The sequence below is a fragment of the Gillisella taibaishanensis genome, from assembly GCF_001938985.1.
In the GTDB taxonomy this organism is placed as follows: domain Bacteria; phylum Pseudomonadota; class Alphaproteobacteria; order Rhizobiales; family Rhizobiaceae; genus Allorhizobium; species Allorhizobium taibaishanense.
Genome location: NZ_MKIN01000020.1, coordinates 161,906 through 179,419 on the forward strand (window position 1 = coordinate 161,906; position 17,514 = coordinate 179,419).

General features: G+C 60.4%; 15 protein-coding genes. 12 read left to right on the forward strand and 3 right to left on the reverse strand.

Features of this window, described 5'->3' with window-relative positions:
* Positions 1-88: 88 nt before the first annotated feature.
* The 4 genes from BJF91_RS05975 (at position 89) to BJF91_RS05990 (ending at position 3,448) form a co-directional block, all read left to right on the forward strand.
* Complete coding sequence (locus tag BJF91_RS05975; RefSeq protein ID WP_083943210.1) at positions 89-856, forward strand: DUF1045 domain-containing protein; 768 nt, start codon at positions 89-91, stop codon at positions 854-856.
* Positions 856-2,007: an alpha-D-ribose 1-methylphosphonate 5-triphosphate diphosphatase gene (locus BJF91_RS05980; RefSeq protein WP_075613573.1), complete on the forward strand. Its 1,152-nt coding sequence runs from the start codon at positions 856-858 to the stop codon at positions 2,005-2,007. The genes BJF91_RS05975 and BJF91_RS05980 overlap by 1 nt, the downstream gene beginning before the upstream one ends.
* Complete coding sequence (phnN, locus tag BJF91_RS05985; RefSeq protein WP_075613574.1) at positions 2,007-2,612, forward strand: phosphonate metabolism protein/1,5-bisphosphokinase (PRPP-forming) PhnN; 606 nt, start codon at positions 2,007-2,009, stop codon at positions 2,610-2,612. The genes BJF91_RS05980 and phnN overlap by 1 nt, the downstream gene beginning before the upstream one ends.
* A gap of 206 nt (positions 2,613-2,818) precedes the next feature.
* On the forward strand, positions 2,819-3,448 hold the full coding sequence (locus BJF91_RS05990) for a LysE family translocator (protein ID WP_075613575.1): 630 nt from the start codon (positions 2,819-2,821) through the stop codon (positions 3,446-3,448).
* Positions 3,449-3,555: 107 nt separating this feature from the next.
* Here BJF91_RS05990 and BJF91_RS05995 read toward each other — a convergent pair whose 3' ends face one another.
* The gene (locus tag BJF91_RS05995) at positions 3,556-4,443 is read right to left on the reverse strand and encodes a tetratricopeptide repeat protein (RefSeq protein WP_234801557.1); all 888 of its coding nucleotides are present in this window, start codon (positions 4,441-4,443) and stop codon (positions 3,556-3,558) included.
* Positions 4,444-4,685: 242 nt separating this feature from the next.
* Here BJF91_RS05995 and BJF91_RS06000 point away from each other — a divergent pair, with 242 nt between their 5' ends.
* The 3 genes from BJF91_RS06000 (at position 4,686) to BJF91_RS06010 (ending at position 7,407) form a co-directional block, all read left to right on the forward strand.
* A complete protein-coding gene (locus tag BJF91_RS06000) occupies positions 4,686-6,074 on the forward strand; it encodes a leucyl aminopeptidase family protein (protein WP_075613576.1) in 1,389 nt (462 codons plus the stop codon).
* 107 nt (positions 6,075-6,181) lie between these two features.
* Positions 6,182-6,532 carry a MarR family winged helix-turn-helix transcriptional regulator gene (locus BJF91_RS06005; RefSeq protein WP_075613577.1) on the forward strand — a complete coding sequence of 117 codons (351 nt, stop codon included), beginning with the start codon at positions 6,182-6,184 and terminating at the stop codon, positions 6,530-6,532.
* A 2-nt stretch (positions 6,533-6,534) separates the two neighbouring features.
* Complete coding sequence (locus BJF91_RS06010; RefSeq protein WP_075613578.1) at positions 6,535-7,407, forward strand: C40 family peptidase; 873 nt, start codon at positions 6,535-6,537, stop codon at positions 7,405-7,407.
* 34 nt (positions 7,408-7,441) lie between these two features.
* Here the strand turns inward: BJF91_RS06010 and polA are convergent, their stop codons facing one another.
* Positions 7,442-10,432, reverse strand: coding sequence for a DNA polymerase I (gene polA / locus BJF91_RS06015; protein ID WP_075613579.1), 2,991 nt, complete (start codon positions 10,430-10,432; stop codon positions 7,442-7,444).
* 128 nt (positions 10,433-10,560) lie between these two features.
* Here polA and BJF91_RS06020 point away from each other — a divergent pair, with 128 nt between their 5' ends.
* The 4 genes from BJF91_RS06020 to BJF91_RS06035 all read left to right on the forward strand — a co-directional run bounded on the left by BJF91_RS06020 (position 10,561) and on the right by BJF91_RS06035 (position 14,012).
* A complete protein-coding gene (locus BJF91_RS06020; RefSeq protein ID WP_075613580.1) occupies positions 10,561-10,917 on the forward strand; it encodes a hypothetical protein in 357 nt (118 codons plus the stop codon).
* 319 nt (positions 10,918-11,236) lie between these two features.
* On the forward strand, positions 11,237-11,695 hold the full coding sequence (locus BJF91_RS06025; protein ID WP_075613827.1) for a MarR family winged helix-turn-helix transcriptional regulator: 459 nt from the start codon (positions 11,237-11,239) through the stop codon (positions 11,693-11,695).
* A 70-nt stretch (positions 11,696-11,765) separates the two neighbouring features.
* Positions 11,766-13,154 carry a M20/M25/M40 family metallo-hydrolase gene (locus BJF91_RS06030; RefSeq protein ID WP_075613581.1) on the forward strand — a complete coding sequence of 463 codons (1,389 nt, stop codon included), beginning with the start codon at positions 11,766-11,768 and terminating at the stop codon, positions 13,152-13,154.
* A gap of 399 nt (positions 13,155-13,553) precedes the next feature.
* Complete coding sequence (locus BJF91_RS06035) at positions 13,554-14,012, forward strand: YbaK/EbsC family protein (RefSeq protein ID WP_075613582.1); 459 nt, start codon at positions 13,554-13,556, stop codon at positions 14,010-14,012.
* Positions 14,013-14,182: 170 nt separating this feature from the next.
* Here the strand turns inward: BJF91_RS06035 and BJF91_RS06040 are convergent, their stop codons facing one another.
* Positions 14,183-14,506 (reverse strand): hypothetical protein, encoded by a 324-nt coding sequence (locus tag BJF91_RS06040; protein ID WP_075613583.1) that lies wholly within the window; start codon positions 14,504-14,506, stop codon positions 14,183-14,185.
* Positions 14,507-14,693: 187 nt separating this feature from the next.
* Between BJF91_RS06040 and BJF91_RS06045 the strand changes: the two genes are divergently transcribed.
* Entirely contained in the window at positions 14,694-17,321 is a 2,628-nt protein-coding gene (locus BJF91_RS06045) for a transglycosylase domain-containing protein (protein ID WP_075613584.1), read from the forward strand.
* Positions 17,322-17,514: the final 193 nt, after the last annotated feature.

Consider the following 17,514-nt stretch of genomic DNA (forward strand, 5'->3'; position numbering starts at 1 on the left):
TCGCGCGCATTGGTCGGGCGGAGCTTGTTTCATAGGCGTGAGAAAGGTCAAATGACGCTTCCTCATGCTGATTCTTAGGGTTGATGCCTTGCGTTACGCCATTTATTTCACGCCGCCCGCCGATGATCCGCTGACTCTCGTCGCAAGACACTGGCTTGGCCGGGATGCCTTCAATGGTGCGCTGGGCGAGCAGGCGCCGGTCGAAGGCTTTTCCGCCGAGGAGATCGCTGCACTGACCGCCGATCCGCGCCGCTATGGCTTTCATGCGACGCTGAAGGCGCCGTTTTCCCTGAAGGAAGGCGCGAGCGAAGCGGACCTGATCGAGGCTTTCGAGCGCTTCTGCGAAACAGTACCCGCGTTTGAGATCCCGAGCGCGGTGGTCGATCAGCTCGGTCCTTTCTTTGCCCTCGTTCCCGAGCATCGCCATCAGCCCCTGCAGGATTTCGCCGCCTCTGTGGTGGAGGCCTTCGAACCGTTCCGCGCACCCTTGAGCGAAGCCGATATCGCCAGGCGCAAGCCGGAAAAGCTGAGTGAGGGCCAGCGCGCGATGCTGACAAAATGGGGCTATCCCTATGTGTTCGAGGAATTCCGCTTTCACATGACCCTGACTGGACCGGTAGGGCCGGAGCAAAGTCCTGCCATGCGCGCCGCTCTCGAAGCCCGCTTTGCCGATTTTAATCGCCGACCGCTACCCGTTACCGGCCTTGGCCTTTTCATTGAGCCGAACCGTGGCGCTCCTTTTATCGTTCACCGCTGGTTGCCCCTTAAAGTTTGTCAGGGAAAAGTGGGAACCGGTTTTCCCGAAAAGACAAACGAAAACCAGACAGACGCTCGCAGGCGTGAAGGAAATCTCTGATGTCGAATGAAACTGTCTTCTCGAATGCCACCGTGGTGCTTGAAAGCGGATTGCTGCTCAAGGGAACCGTCGTGATCCGTGACGGCCTGATCGCCGAAATCTCCGAGGGTGCCAGCAGCGTGGGCGAGGACTTCGGTGGCGATTACCTTATCCCCGGCCTGGTCGAGCTCCATACCGACCATCTCGAATCCCACTATTCGCCACGCCCCGGCGTGCGCTGGAACAAGACGGCTGCGATCCAGGCCCATGATGCCCAGGTCGTCACGTCAGGCATTACCACCGTCTTCGATTGTCTGCGCATGGGCTCGGATGAAGATGGCGGCTTTGAAAAGGGCGAAATGCGCGACATGGCCGATGCCATCCAGGCCGCCGAGAAGGACGACCGGTTGCGTGCCGAGCATCTCCTGCATCTGCGCTGCGAAGTAGCCTCTGACAATGTGCTGGATCATTTTTCGGATTTCGAACAGGACCCGCATGTGCGGCTGGTCTCGCTGATGGACCATTCCCCGGGCCAGCGCCAGTTTCAGACCATGGATCAATACACGCTCTATTATAAGACCAAGAAGGGTTTGACCGACGAGGCTTTTGCCCGTTTCGTTGCAAAGCGGCTGGAGGCTTCGGCGCAATATTCCGGCGAGCATCGTGACACGCTCGCCCGCATCTGCGCCGAGCGCGGCATCACTGTCGCCAGCCATGACGACGCGACGCTGGCTCATGTCGAGGAGGCCAAGGGCCATGGCGTGCGGCTGGCGGAGTTTCCGACCAGTCTCGAAGCTGCTGATGCCTCGCATCAGGCCGGCATGAGTGTGCTGATGGGCGCGCCGAACGTGGTGCGCGGCGGCTCCCATTCCGGAAACATCGCCGCCACCGATCTGGCGGAACGCGGCGTGCTCGACGTTCTCTCGTCGGACTATATCCCGCTCAGCCTGTTGCACGCACCTTTTGTGCTGGCCCATCGCTACGAGGCGATCAGCCTGCCGCAGGCACTGGCCATGGTCACCTCGACGCCCGCCCGCACCGTTGGTCTCGATGACCGGGGTCGGATCGCGCCTGCCCTACGTGCCGACCTGGTTCGGGTGCGCTACAGCGAAAACCAGGGCGGCGTGCCTGTCGTGCGCTCGGTCTGGCGCCAGGGCAGACGGGTGGCGTAATGGCGCAATCTCCTGCCAAAGCCGACAGCCTTCCGGCTCAAGGCCGAATGGTCGTCGTGGTCGGCCCAAGCGGTGCCGGAAAGGACAGCCTGATGGCCTATGCCCGGCACCATTTTGCCGGGGTCACCACCGCCGAAAACAGGGCCGTGCATTTCGTGCAGCGCGTGATCACCCGACCCGCCGATGCCGGCGGTGAGGACCACCTTCCCGCCACACCGACCCAATTCGACGATATGAGGGCCGCCGGCCGCTTTGCCATCGATTGGGATGCCCATGGTCTGAGCTACGGCATTCCGGAAGAGGTGCATAGCTGGCTATCGGATGGTGGAGTGGTGATTGCCAACGGCTCACGCTCGGTCCTGCCGCAGTTCCGCGAGGTGTTTCCGCAGCTGACGGTGGTCAATATCACCGCGCGCCCTGAGGTTCTGGCCGATCGGCTGGAAGCGCGGGGGCGGGAGAGCCGCGAAGATATCCTGCAGCGGTTGCAGCGCGGCTCGCCCGATATCAGCGGTGACTATCCCGTTGTTACCATCGACAATTCGGGCGCGCTCGATGAGGCCGGACGGCATTTTGTCGGCGCGATTGAAGCCCTGCTGAAGGCGTGATAGATCCCTTATCCGCGTTACTGGCGAATAAAAGCGTGATGGGAAGGATGGCGTGGCCAGCAGTTTTGTGGCGCTCTTGATCCCACTGCACACTTGAAGATGGAGCACCATCGGGAAGCGCGGCGCTTGTGTTTTCATGAGCAAGCGATCAGCGGATGTCCGCGGCCGTACGCCTGGGCAATTTCCTCTTTTGATGGAGATGCCGTATGACGATGCTTGCAACTTTATTTGCCATAGCCACCGCCCTTCTGGTCGGCGCAGCAAGCCCTGGGCCGAGCTTTCTTCTCGTCAGCCATCTAGCCATGACCCGATCCAGGAAGGCCGGCCTGATGGCGGCGCTGGGCATGGGCACAGGCGGACTGGTGTTTGCGCTGCTGGCGCTTGCCGGATTGGCGACCTTGATCACCCAATTCGGTTGGTTGCACCGGCTGTTGCAGATCGCTGGTGGCCTTTATCTCGTCTCCATGGCGTGGAGGCTGTGGCGCGGTGCTTCACAACCAATCGAGCAGCAGATGCAAGGTGAAATGCCCGCGTCTCTGGCCCGGACCTATGGCACCGCCTGCCTGACGCAGATCAGCAATCCCAAAACCGCTATTGTTTATGCCAGCATTTTCGCGGCCCTGCTGCCGTTCCGGCCAGATCAGATGCTCGTTCTGCTGTTACCGGGCGTGGTTTTTCTGGTGGAGGCGGGATGGTATGCGCTGGTCGCGCTGGTGTTCTCGGCGCCGATGCCCCGCCGTGCCTATCTGGCAGCCAGGAAGCCGCTGGATCGTCTGGCGGCCCTGGTGCTCGCAGGTCTCGGACTGCGGCTGGTCATCGAGGGCGTGAGAACCTGATCTGCATTTTGAGTCTGTCAGGTTCAGATCGAACCAGACAGACACTCTTTTCTCTGTTTTCGGTTGTCATTTCGGGAAAACCGGGTTCCACTTTTCCCTGACAAACTCTAGCGAAGCGGGGTCTTTGCCGCGCTGTTGGTGGCACCCGTATCCTTTGCCGCCAGCTGCTTCCAGGTGTTCTGCTGGTTCATCATCGTGCGGAGATAGGCGAGATTGGCCTGAGCCTGGTCGGGCGAAAGCTCGGCCCGGGCGATCCGGTCTGCTTCGTCGAAGCGTCCTTGCAGGCCGACGACAAGAGCAAGGTTTTGGCGGATGCGGCTATCTGCGCCGGGCTGCTGGGCTGCGGTGCGAAGATAGGTTTCCGCCGTCTTCAGGTCGCCGCCGAGCAGGTAGGACATGCCCATATTCGACAGGACTGAGGGCTCGTTCGGCTGGATCTGTAGGGCCTGCTGATAGGCGGCGCGGGCTTCCTGGGTGCGACCGAGTTGGTCGAGGACGGCGCCCTGGGCCGAATAGAGCCGCCAATCGGGCCGATCTGGCGTCTGGGCACGGGTAATGGTGGTCAGCGCCTGTTCCAACTGGCCAGCTGCTGCTTGCGCTTTGCCGTAGGCCGCAAGCACTGTGCGGTCGGACGGATTGGCAATAACAACTTGCTGCATGACGGACAGCGCCTGCGGCGCCCGGCCGCTCATCTGCAGCAGATTGGCATAGGCAATGCCGATCTGGGCGTTCTTGCGGTTCTTTTCATAGGCTCGGCCCATGGTATCCGTGGCCACGGCAATTTCACCAGGCGTCATCTGCTCGACCGGCTTGGTCATGGCAGGGATAGAGCCGGTCGACATGTTGTCGGTCTTGGAGCCGTTCTGCGATGTGGTTGCGCAGCCGCAAAGGGTCAGCGCCAAGACAAGCGCCGTCAGAGCCGGACGACCAAGCCCTTTGCGGACCTGCCCTTGAACCTGCTCTGGAACCTGAACGCATGAACGCCACATGGCCATGTATACCCCCAAAAGCCTATGGTTACGGGGCGAATGATTCGTTCTCTTCCTCGCAACTCTGGCAAAAGCAATAATCTGTTAACCCTAATGGATTGTTAATTTCCGCTGTGTGAAGGTCTTTGGGCGGGAGGCGCCGACTGGCTGGTCATCCAGCAAAATCAGCAGGATCAAAAGAACCGGTTCTAAAGGATTTTGCTGTAAATTCTCGCTCCGAGAAGACGTGGAACCGCTAAAGGGCAATCATGGCACCCTATCAATATATCGAAAGACCCACCCCATTCCTGACCAAGGGCGGAAAATCCCTGCCGATCTTCGCGGTGACGCCGGCTCATATCGAAACGGGCGCCATCGACCCCGTCGCGCTGGATTGGGCGAAAAAGGCCGGATACAAGGCTGACGTGGGGTCGCTGCTGCTGATTCCGACCAGCGATGGCCAGTTGGGCGGAGCCCTGTTCGGGCTTGGCACGTCACCCGGCGAAAATCCCTTCCTGACCGGCAAACTGGCGCGTTCACTGCCCGGCGGCGATTGGCACATCGAAACCGCGCCCTTGACCGCTAACCGCCTGGTTATGGGCTATGGTCTCGGCAGCTACCGGTTCGAGCGCTACAAAGCCGACAAGTCGGATCATCCGAAACTGCTGATGCCGCAGGATGCTGACGCTGGTGACATCGCCCGCCAACTCGCCGGCGTTTTCCTGGCGCGCGACCTGATCAACACGCCGACCAACGACATGGGACCGGCGGACTTGGAAAAGGCCTTCCGCGATCTTGCCAGTCACTACAAGGCAGAGGTCAGCGTCGTCGTGGGCGATGAACTACTGCACCGCAATTTTCCGCTGGTACACACTGTCGGCCGGGCCAGTGCCCAGGCGCCGCGGCTGTTGGAGATGCGCTGGGGCAAGAAGGGCCATAAGAAGGTCACTTTGGTTGGCAAGGGCGTCTGCTTCGATACCGGCGGTCTCGACATCAAGCCTTCCTCCTCCATGTTGCTGATGAAGAAGGACATGGGCGGTGCCGCGAATGTGCTCGGCCTGGCGCTGATGATCATGGATGCCAAGTTGAAGGTCGATCTGCGCGTCATCGTGCCGGCCGTTGAAAACTCGATTTCCGCCAACGCCTTCCGCCCAGGCGATGTCTATACCAGCCGTCAGGGCCTGACGGTGCAGATCGACAATACCGATGCGGAAGGCCGGCTGATTCTCGCGGATGCCCTGACCTACGCCGATGAGGAGGAGCCCGATCTGCTGATCGACATGGCGACGCTGACGGGCGCTGCGCGGGTGGCACTCGGCCCGGATGTCCCGGCCTTCTTCAGCAATGACGATGGTCTGGCCTATGATCTGGCCGATGCAAGCCTGGAGACAGACGATCCCTTCTGGCGCCTGCCGCTGTTTCCCGGCTACGAGAAACTGGTCCGCTCGCAGATCGCTGATCTCACCAATGCGCCGGCCGGCGGCATGGCGGGCGCTATCACGGCAGCGCTGTTCCTCAAGCGCTTCGTCACCCGCACGGCAAGCTGGGCGCATTTCGACATCTTCGGCTGGGCCTCGCAGGACCGGCCTCATAGTCCTGTTGGCGGTGAAGCCCAGGCGATCCGGGCACTCTACCGCTATATCGGTTCGCTGAAATAAGTCGATTTGTGACCGTTCCAATTTGAATGAAAACACCCGGGCCTGCTTGCAGCGCCCGGGTTTTTTGTGTGATATGGAACGGAAGCGAAACGAGAGCGGAGCCGGCAATGAGCCTTGACCTGACGGCGACGGCGGCCCTGGGCCTGTGGCATCATGTGACGCTGCGCCAGGTGCAGGGCGATGGTCGCGATCTGACGCTGCGCCAGTTGTCGATTCTCTTGCATATATATCTCGTGCCGCCGCCGCACACGGTGCGGGGCCTTGCCGCGACGCTCAAGGTGACGAAGCCGGTCATCACCCGCGCGCTCAACACAATGGGCGAGATGGGCCTGGTGGACCGGGTGCGCGACGACATGGACAAGCGCAACGTCATCATCAAGCGAACGGTCGGCGGCGCGCTCTATCTGGAAAAACTGGGCGACCTGATCATCGATCAGGCGCGAACCGTAAGGACGTGACGATGGCGCCGGATCACAAGCTTGACCGCAGGCTGAACGCCTATAGACCCGATCTGGCCGATGCGGCTCTCGCCAGCCTTGTTGAGGCTGAGCGCTTCGTCGAGGGCATTCCTGCGCGCGTTACGGTGCCGGTCGCAGCCTTGCGTCCGCGTCCCGACCTTGCCAGCGGCATCGATACGGAATTGCTTCTGGGCGAGGAGGTCAAAGTCTTCGATCGTGCCGACGGCTGGGCCTGGGTCAAGGCTGTGTCCGATGGCTATGTCGGCTATCTCCCGGAGACTGCGCTCGGCCCTATCGAAGCGCCTCCGACCCATTGGGTGACGGTGCCACGCAGCTTTCTCTATACTGGCCCGGATCTGCGCTTTCCCAACCAGCTGGCGATCTCCATGGGCAGTCGCCTGACGGTGACGGGCGAAGCCGAAACCCGCGGCACGCGCTATTTTCTGCTGGATGACGGTCGTGCCGTGATCGCCGATCATTGCCGCTCCATCGGCACCCCTGCCGGCGTGGATTACGTCGCCGTTGCCGCCCGATTCCTGGAAACGCCCTATCTCTGGGGCGGTCGCAGCGGTCACGGCATCGACTGCTCCGGCCTCGTGCAGCTTTCCATGCTGATGTGCGGACTTCAGGCGCCGCGCGACAGCGACATGCAGGCCGCAGGTCTCGGTAACCCCATCGATAGAAGCGATCTTCGTCGCGGCGACCTGATCTTCTGGAAAGGCCATGCCGGTATCATGGAAGACGAACGCACGCTACTGCACGCCAACGGCCACACGATGAGCGTGGCCCGCGAAGATGTGGATGCGGCCATTGCCCGGATCGGCTGGCTCTACGAGCAGCCGACCGGCTATCGCCGGCCGGAGCGGATTGCTTAAAAGCTAGCAACCGTAACTAGCTAGACGAGGCGCATTAATGCGCCTCGTCCCAGTTAAGGGCAGCGCGGGCGTCAACCTTCAGCGGCACGCGCATGGCGATCGCCGGCATGGCGGCGTTTTCCATGGTCGAGACGATCACGGGCATGGCCGCCTCGATGGCCTCGTCTTCGACCTCGAATATCAGTTCGTCATGCACCTGCAAAAGCATCCGCGTCTTCTCACCAAGGCCGGCCTTGGCAAGCGCTGGCTCGACCTGAACCATGGCGCGGCGGATGACGTCTGCGGCCGAGCCTTGGATCGGTGCGTTGATCGCCGCCCGCTCGTTGAAGGCGCGCATCGACGGATTGGACGATTTGATCTCGGGATAATGGGCGCGCCGGCCGAAAATCGTCTCGACATAGCCATGCTCGCGGGCAAAGGCCTTGGTGGCTTCCATATAGTCCTTTATGCCGGGGAAGCGCTCGAAATACTTCTTGATATATTCGCCGGCTTCCGACCGCTCGATGCTAAGCTGGTTGGCAAGACCGAATGCGGAAATGCCGTAGATGATCCCGAAATTGATTGCTTTGGCACGGCGACGCACTTCCGAGGGCATGCCGTCTACGGGCACGCCGAACATTTCCGAGGCCGTCATCGCGTGGATGTCGACGCCATCGGCGAAGGCCTGGCGCAGCTGCGGAATGTCTGCGACATGGGCAAGCACGCGCAGTTCGATCTGGCTATAGTCCGCCGATAGCAGTTTATGACCCGGCGTGGAAATGAAGGCGGTGCGGATCTTGCGGCCTTCGGCGGTGCGCACCGGAATGTTCTGCAGGTTCGGTTCCGAAGACGACAAGCGCCCGGTGGTGGTTGCCGCCATGGAATAGGATGTATGCACGCGCTTTGTCTGCGGATGCACATAGCCGGGCAGGGCATCGGTATAGGTCGATTTCAGCTTGGTCAGCTGGCGCCAGTCAACGATCTTGCGTGGCAGCGGTTCGCCCTGAGCGGCAAGGTCTTCCAGCACCTGTGCCGAGGTCGACCATTGTCCGGTCTTGGTCTTGGTGCCGCCGGGCAGGCCCATGCGGCCGAACAGGATATCGCCCAATTGCTTCGGCGAGCCGATGTTGAAGCGTTCGCTGGCCAGTTCGTAGATCTCGTCTTCGAAGGCAGCTGCCTTCTGGGCGAGTTCGCCCGACAGGCGCGACAGAATCTGGCGGTCGATGGTGATGCCGCGCTCTTCCATTTCAGCCAGAACCGGCACCAGCGGCCTTTCCAGCCGCTCATAGACGCGGGCAAGGCCGGCAGCGGCAAGCCTTGGCTTCAGCACTAGCCAAAGACGCAGCGTCACATCGGCATCCTCGGCGGCATAGGCCGTTGCCTTGTCGATGTCGACGAGATCGAAGGTAACGAGCGATTTGCCCGATCCGGCCACCTCTTTGTAGGGGATCGGCTTGTGGCCAAGCCAGCGCTCCGACAGACTGTCCATGCCGTGGGCGCCGACACCGGCCTCCAGCACGTATGAGATCAGCATCGTGTCGTCGAAGCCCTTGATGGTAACGCCATGCCGTTTCATCACGAGGTAATCGTATTTCAGGTTCTGAGCCACTTTGAGGACCGATGGGTCTTCCAAGAGCGGCTTCAGCGCGGCAAGCGCCGCATCCATCGGCACCTGATTTTCCGCCAGCTTCAGCCCGTCGCTGAACAGGTCGTCACGGCCGGTCTTGTGGGCGAGCGGCAGATAGGCGGCGCGAATGGCCGCAGCCCCAGGCGATGGACCGTTTTCCTGGATGGCCAGCGACAGGCCGACGAGATCGGCCTGCATCGGATCGAGAGAGGTGGTCTCGGTGTCGAAGGCAACGACGCCGGTCTCTCTTGCGGCGGTAATCCAGCCCTGGAGTGTGGTGAGGTCGCGGATCGTCACGTATGTGGAATGGTCGATGGGCTGGCTGCCAAAGGCGGATTGCCGGGCTGCGGCAAGATCTGCAGGCGTTGCGCTACCAGCTGTGGCTTTCACCGGCGCTGCAGACGAGGCTGCGGCCTCGCCTGAGGCAGTCGGTTGCCCAGGAGCCGATGTATCGCTGTCGAGATCTGGTCCGTGGGCGGCTGCACCCCATTCCACAGGCACGACGGCCGGCTCGATGACGCTGGCATCGCAATCGCAGCTGTCGGCAACGCGGCGCGTCAGCGAGGTGAATTCCATGGTCTTGAGGAAGGCGACGAGCTTTGGCCCGTCCTGCTTTTCCAGCATCAGCGCGTCAAGCGGCATGTCGAGCGGCACATCGGTGCGCAGCGTTACCAATTGCCGCGACAGCTTGACGAGTTCGGCGCCAGCCAGGATGTTTTCGCGCCGCTTGTTCTGCTTGATCTCAGCGGCGCGGGCCATCAACGTGTCCAGATCGCCATATTCCTCCAGCAATTGCGCCGCCGTCTTCGGTCCAATGCCGGGAATGCCGGGAATATTGTCGGTGCTGTCGCCGGTCAGGGATTGCAGGTCGATCATTTTTTCCGGCGGCACGCCCCATTTCTCGATCACGTCGGGAATGCCGATCTGCTTGTCCTTCATACTGTCATACATATGGACATTGGCGGTGACGAGCTGCATCAGGTCCTTGTCCGACGAGACGATGGTGACGTCTGCGCCGATGGCTTCCGCCGCCCTTGCATATGTTGCGATAATATCGTCGGCCTCGAAGCCTTCAGTCTCGATACAGGGCAGGTTAAAGGCGCGGGTGGCTTGGCGGATCAGCCCGAACTGCGGCACCAGTTCTTCCGGCGGAGCAGAGCGATTGGCCTTGTATTCCGGGTAGATATCCTTGCGGAAGGTCTTCGACGAATAGTCGAAGATCACAGCCAGATGGGTGGGCGTCACGCCGACGGAGGTGTCGCGCGCCTCGGTCAACAGTTTCCACATCATGTTGCAGAAACCGGAGACTGCGCCGACCGGCAAGCCGTCGGATTTGCGGGTCAGCGCCGGAAGCGCATGGAAAGCCCGGAAGATGAAGCCGGAGCCGTCGACAAGAAAGAGATGATCGCCTTTTTTCATGGGCAAAGGGATAGCGCGCCGGCCCGAAAAGGTCCATGCTTCCGTCACGGTTTGCCCGCTGTTTTACCGTCGTGCCATAGAGCGTCTTTTGATGATGGTGACTTTCTGTCTGATCGGAGGATTGACCAATGCGCCGCAAGGAGCTTGTTTCCGCAAGTATCGTATTTCTCGTGGTCGCTCTTAGCTCCAGGAACGATTCAGGGAGCCTATTCGCGATCAAATTGTTAGGCTTTCTCGCTATTCTCCTGGCCGTTTTTTGGGTAGAGCGTCGATGGCCGTGGGCAAAGTGGGTGAAGGGCGAAACATTCAGCATCGGTTATACCGCCGCTCTCGGATTGTTGATCGCCCTCGAAGCGACCCTTTTGACCTATCATGCCGGTCGGTCTTTCATCGAAAGTCTGGAAGGGTTCGCGCTGACGCTCCTGTTATTCCTCATTTTTTCTCTCGGTTTGGCGCTTCTGCGTAATCGCCGCATCATCAAGTGACGATTTTCCTGTGTCATCACGAAAAGCTTACCGGATTGTAATCCTTGCTCCCTTGAAAAGACACATTTGCTGGCGCATTTACTAGTCACCGGCGCATGATTGGCGCCGCGGTCTGAAAGCCGGCTCGTCCCCCGCCGCTTCAGACTTCAGGACAAAGGCCTTATCCCCCCTCTCCGGGCCTTTGTCCCCTGTTACGAAAGTCGTCACGGCGCCGCCTCCGGCCGTGGCGACTTTTCTTTTTTGGGTGGTGCCTCCCAAAGGCTGTCGCCGGGACGGCGGCCGGATTGCCTCATTTCAGAAACCGGCCTATCATTCCGCCATGGTCTTTGATCGCCGGCAATCACCAACCTATCTCGTTAGCCAGCTCGCCAAGGAATTTGGCCGCGCTTTGCAAGCCCGTGCTGAAGGTCTGGGCTTTTCCGCCGGTCAGTTTCCGATCCTGCTGGAGCTGTGGCAGGAGCAGGGCTTAACGCAGAAGCAATTGCTCGAACGGGTCGATGTCGAGCAGGCCACTATGGCCAATACGCTGTCTCGCATGGAGCGTGATGGGCTGATTGATCGCAAGCCGCATCCCACGGATCGCCGCGCCCAGCTGATCTTTCTGACGCCAAGAGGCGAGGGGCTGCGCGATCAGGCAATTTCTGCCGCCTGCGAGGCCGATGACGCGCTATTTCATGGGTTCCGCCGCTTCGAGCGCGAATTGCTGCTCGAATTCATTCGCCAGGCGCTGGACAATGCGCGCCGGGCCGACACGGGTGGCAGTGCGGTAAATAGTTAGGTTTTCGTCTCGAAACCGTCAGCCTGATGGTCTATCGTCCCTGCCGATTTGAATAATCCAGGAAGAGCCCATGACCGATCTTGCCCCCATTCTCGCCGAGGCCGACAAGGCGCTGCCGCAAAGCCTCGATCGGCTTTTCGACCTCGTGCGTATTCCATCGATTTCCACCGATCCGGCCTATAAGGCCGACTGCCGCAAGGCGGCAGAATGGCTGTCGAAAGAATTAAACGACCTCGGTTTTACCGCCTCTGTGCGCGATACGCCCGGCCACCCCATGGTAGTCGGCCATCACGACGCGCTCGCTGCCAATGCTCCGCATGTTCTATTCTACGGTCATTATGATGTGCAGCCGGTCGATCCGCTGGAGCTTTGGGAAAACGATCCCTTCGCTCCGGCAATCAAGGAAATCGAGCCCGGCCGCAAGGTCATCACCGGGCGCGGCACCGCCGATGATAAGGGCCAGCTGATGACCTTCGTCGAAGCCTGCCGAGCCTATAAGGCCGTCCACGGCGGCTTCCCGATCAAGATCACGATTTTGTTCGAGGGTGAGGAAGAATCCGGCTCGCCATCGCTGAAGCCGTTCCTAGAGGCCAATGCCGCCGAACTGAAATGCGACTTTGCCCTGGTCTGCGACACCGGCATGTGGGACCGCGAAACACCCGCGATCGCCGCTGCTCTGCGCGGCCTGGTCGGGGAGGAAATCACAGTGACAGCCGCGGACCGCGATCTGCATTCCGGTCTGTTTGGCGGTGCTGCGGCCAATCCCATCCATATCCTGGCCAAGGTGCTGGCGGATCTGCACGACGAGACCGGTCGCGTTACCATCGACGGCTTCTATGAAGGCGTGGAAGAGACGCCAGCCAATATCAAGGCCTCCTGGGAAACGCTTGGCCGCACGGCCGATACCTTCCTGCGCGATGTCGGCCTGTCGGTTCCATCAGGCGAACAGGGCCGTAGCGTGCTGGAACTGACTTGGGCGCGGCCGACCGCCGAAGTCAACGGCATCACCGGTGGCTATACCGGCGAAGGCTTCAAGACGGTGATTGCATCCAAGGCCTCGGCCAAAGTGTCGTTCCGTCTGGTCGGCGACCAGAACCCAGACAAGATCCGCGAAAACTTCCGGGCCTTTGTCCGTGCTCGTATCCCGGCCGATTGCTCGGTGGAGTTTCATGAACACGGTGCATCGCCGGCTATTCAGCTACCCTATGACTCTGCATTCCTGACCAAGGCGAAATCCGCCCTGTCGGATGAGTGGCCAAAACCAGCAGAAGTGATTGGCATGGGCGGCTCGATACCGATCGTCGGCGATTTCCAGACCTTCCTCGGCATGGACTCGCTGCTGGTTGGTTTCGGCTTGGTGGATGACCGGATTCACTCGCCCAATGAGAAATACGAGCTCAACTCCTTCCACAAAGGCATTCGCTCGTGGATCAGGATCATTGACGCTCTGGCGAAGTGAGTTTGACAGCGTCCGGTATGCCTCATACCGGACGCTTCTCCTTGGACAGTGTCCTGAAAAGCAAAAAGGCCGGGGAGTGAACCCGACCTTTCCAAAACTCGCTTCCATCGCTGCCAGTACATCCGTGGTCAACGAAGCGCGAGGCTTCAACCTGAGAGCGGACCGGACTTTCGCCCTTGATGCCGCCTTGCCACCAGTGTCGCGCCAAATACCTAATTTAGAATTAAGCGTTGTCAGCGACGCCGGCAAAAAGACTGGCGGCTAGCCTCGTCTCTCACGTCTGATCCCTAAATGGTGTACCAAAACGGCAATTCAAGGGCCCAATGATATTTAGTAGGATCTTTTCGATTTGCGCTGCGATGTCTTGCCGGGACGGGCCAATCTTTCTAAAACCGAGCCATGAGCCTTAAATCTGTTCAAGACTTCTTTTCAGTGCATGCGCCAGAGATTGCCGTGATTGAAACGGCAGAGAGTTCCGCGACCGTTGCGCTGGCCGCTGAAGCCCATGGGGTCGCCCCGGACCAAATCGCCAAGACCCTGTGTCTCAGGGTGGGCGATACCACCATGCTGGTGGTCGCCGCAGGTATGCGGCGGCTGGATAATAAAAAGTTTCGTGAGAGGTTCGGCGGTAAGCCCCGCATGCTGGGCACCGAAGATGTGGTGGAACTGACCGGCCATCCAGTTGGTGGCGTTTGTCCATTTGGGCTTGCGACCCCGCTTGCGGTTTTCTGCGATCTGTCGCTGCAGGATTATGACATTGTCGTGCCCGCAGCCGGCGCCACCAATTCGGCAGTGAAGATAACGCCGCAGCGCATGGCCGAACTAACGGGTGCCGAGTGGGTGGACGTCTTCCAGTAAAGAAAGTGTGAGCATGAAAAAAGGCGACGCACGAATGCGCCGCCTTCCTCCTCGCTCCAACTGAATGGATTAGAGTCTGTCAGGTTCAGACTGAACCAGACAGACTCTAGATTGTTTTGTTTTCGTTTGTCTTTTCGGGAAAACCGGGCTCCACTTTTCCCTGACAAACTTTAGTACCAGCGGCGGCGCGGTTCCGGCTGCGACTGCGTGGCGACCAAATAACCAACAAAGGCGCCGACCAAAGCAATGCCGAGCAGAGCTGTCGATGTTGCCGTCGGATGTTCTCGCACGATGCCGGCAACGGAAGAGGCTTCTTCCTTTGCGTAGCGCGCGACGTCCTGGGCGCTGCGGGCAGCGTTGTTGAGGGCATGCGACGTGGAGCCGCGCACCTGATTGGCAACCGAATAGCTCTGTTCTGCCAACCGATCCTTCAGTTGGGCAACCTGAGCCTGAAGTTCGCGCATTTCCGCTTGCATACGCATGTTCTCAACCATGACTAACTCCCTGTTTTGTTTTCGGGGGACAAACGGTCCCATGTCCGTTTGGTTCCATTTTGCCCTCGAAAACACCGCAAAGAGCTGAGATCACCCAGTCTGCCTCGTCTTCCCTCTCTGCCCAAGACATTATAAGCAGGGGTTGACACGGCCAGCAGATCCACCATCCGGAGACGGCCAGCACGAAATGGCAGGCATGAAGAAGTCACGAAACCGCATCGAGCCGAGACTCGGGGAAACCGAGGACGAGGATGAAAACGAGATCAGGCTCGATAGCAGCGATCGCGTGACCGGCGGACGGCAGGCTTCGAAACGGTCATCGCTCTCCAGTTCCAGCACGTCTGCAAAAGGACACACACGCAGCGTCAAGCGAGAAAAGGCCCGCTCTGGCGGCTTTCTCGGTCTCATCAGGCGACTGTTTTACTGGTGCATCGTGCTTTGCATCTGGAGCACGATCGCGGTCGGCGGCGTGGTCGCCTATTTCGCCGCTCAAATGCCAAGCGCCAGTTCCTGGACCGTGCCGGCCCGCGCCCCGAATATCAAGATCGTCGCCGTCGATGGAACGCTGATTGCCAATCGCGGCGTTACCGGCGGCGAAGCGCTATCGCTGGACGAGATGTCGCCCTATATGCCGGAAGCAATCGTGGCGATCGAGGATAAGCGCTTCTACCATCATTTCGGCGTGGATTTCATCGGCGTCGGCCGTGCTTTCGTCACCAATATTCTGCTCGGTCACAAGGCCCAGGGCGGATCGACCATTACCCAGCAATTGGCCCGAAACCTGTTTCTGTCGCCGAAGAAGACCTTCGAGCGCAAGGTGCAGGAAGTGCTGCTGTCGCTGTGGTTGGAACAGAAATACACCAAGGACCAGATCCTTGCGATGTATCTGAACCGCGTTTATTTCGGCGATAATGCGTACGGCGTCGAAGCCGCCTCCCGGCGCTATTTCAATACCTCGGCCCGCGATATCAATCTTGGCCAGGCGGCACTTCTCGCTGGTCTGGTGCAGGCGCCGTCACGGCTGTCGCCGGTCAACGATCCCAAGCCTGCCCAGGAGCGGGCCAAGGTGGTGCTGGGCGCCATGCGCGAGCAGGGATACATTACCGATAGCGACTTCGACCGCGCTATGAAGCAGAGCCCCGACCATGCCAAGCGGCAGGCCGATGGCGCCGGCCAATATGTGGCCGACATTGTTGCCGGCCAGCTGAAGGGTCTGATCGGCGAGGTCAAGCAGGATATTGTTGTCACCACCACCATCGATCCGAGCCTGGAAGATGCCGCGCAAGCGGCAATCACGGCAACGCTCGACAAGGACGGCAAGAAATCCAATGCCTCGCAGGCCGCCCTTGTGGCCGTTGACGGCAATGGCGCGGTGCGCGCTCTTATCGGCGGCCGCGATTATGCCACCAGCCAGTTCAACCGTGCGGTAACCGCCAAGCGCCAGCCAGGCTCGGCCTTCAAACCCTTTGTCTATGCGACCGCGATGGAGATCGGCGATACGCCCGGCACGATCCGCAATGATGGGCCGGTCAAGATTGGCAATTGGACGCCTGAAAATTACGAGCAGAAATACAATGGGCCGGTGACGCTTGCCTATGCGCTGGCCCATTCGCTGAACACGGTCGCCGCGCAGCTGGTGGTGGAAGTTGGCCCGGACCAGGTGATCAAACTCGCCCATCGGCTTGGCATCGAGTCGGACCTGCAGAGCAATGCCTCGATTGCGCTTGGCACATCGGAAGTCTCGCTGCTGGAGCTGACCTCGGCCTACGCACCCTTTATGAATGGCGGCTACAAGGCGACGCCGCATGTGGTGAGCCAGATCGCCGATGCCAACGGCAAGGTGCTCTATACCGCCGATTACGGCGAGCCGCCGCGGGTGCTGAACCAGCAGGTCGTGACCGAGATGACCCAGATGATGGAAGGGGTGATGACCGAGGGTACCGGCAAGGCCGCCCGGCTGAAAAACTGGCAGGCGGCCGGCAAGACCGGCACGACACAGTCTTTCCGCGACGCCCTGTTCGTCGGCTTTACCAGCAACCTGACAACAGGCGTCTGGTTCGGCAATGACGACGGCACCCCGATGAAGAAGGTCACCGGCGGCGGGCTGCCGGCCAAGACCTGGAAGGACTTCATGACTGTCGCGCACAAGGGGCTGACGCCGGTACCGCTGTTTGGCGATCCGACACCGCAGCAGCCGGATGACAGCCCATCGCTGACGACGATGATCCAGCAGGTTCTGTCCGGCACGCCATCGACGCCTGCGGGTTCCGATCAGCAGGGCTCCGATCCCGTCGATGCGTTTCCGCCGGCGCCGCCAGCACCGGATGCGCAGCAGGGGCAGCCTCCTGCCGCCAACCAGCAAGGGGTTAATCCCAGAGTTTCTCCGGGTGCTGTGACCGCCTATCCGCAGCGTGATCAGGCCTATCCAGGCAATCAGCCGTATCCGGCCAATCCGTCGCAGCCGCGCCAGATGCCGCCACAAGGCCAACCAATGCCGGCTGGACGGCAGGTGCCGCAATACCAGCCGGGCGATCCGCGTCAGGGAGCTGTGCTGGAAGGTCGGGTGCCACCGGGTGCTGCGCGCCGCAAGGGCCCTGTCGAAGATGGCGATCCCTATCTCGATCCGGATGGTAATCCCTATGATCCGCGCGCGCGTCAGCCTTACGGCCCGCCAGGCGCGGCGCCGCCCGAGCCGGCATATGGTCAGGATGACGGGTACGCGCCGCCCGCAGATGTTGGAACGCCGGTTCGTCCGCAACCCGAGGGTCGCGTCAGCGGCAAAACGACATTGCTTGATGTGATCATGGGGCGCTAGTATAGGCGCTTCATTGACATGCAGTTTCGTGCCACAGGTTGGGGCAAGTCCGGCCTGTCACATCTGTCGGGATTTGGACCTGTTTACCCGCTGGTTTCGGCGGGTTTCTGGATAAAGCCCGGTTTTGCCGGAAATGCGCAAACTTGGTGCCCGCCGTGAATTTGGTGCCTTGCAGTCGCAAATTTCGGTTCTT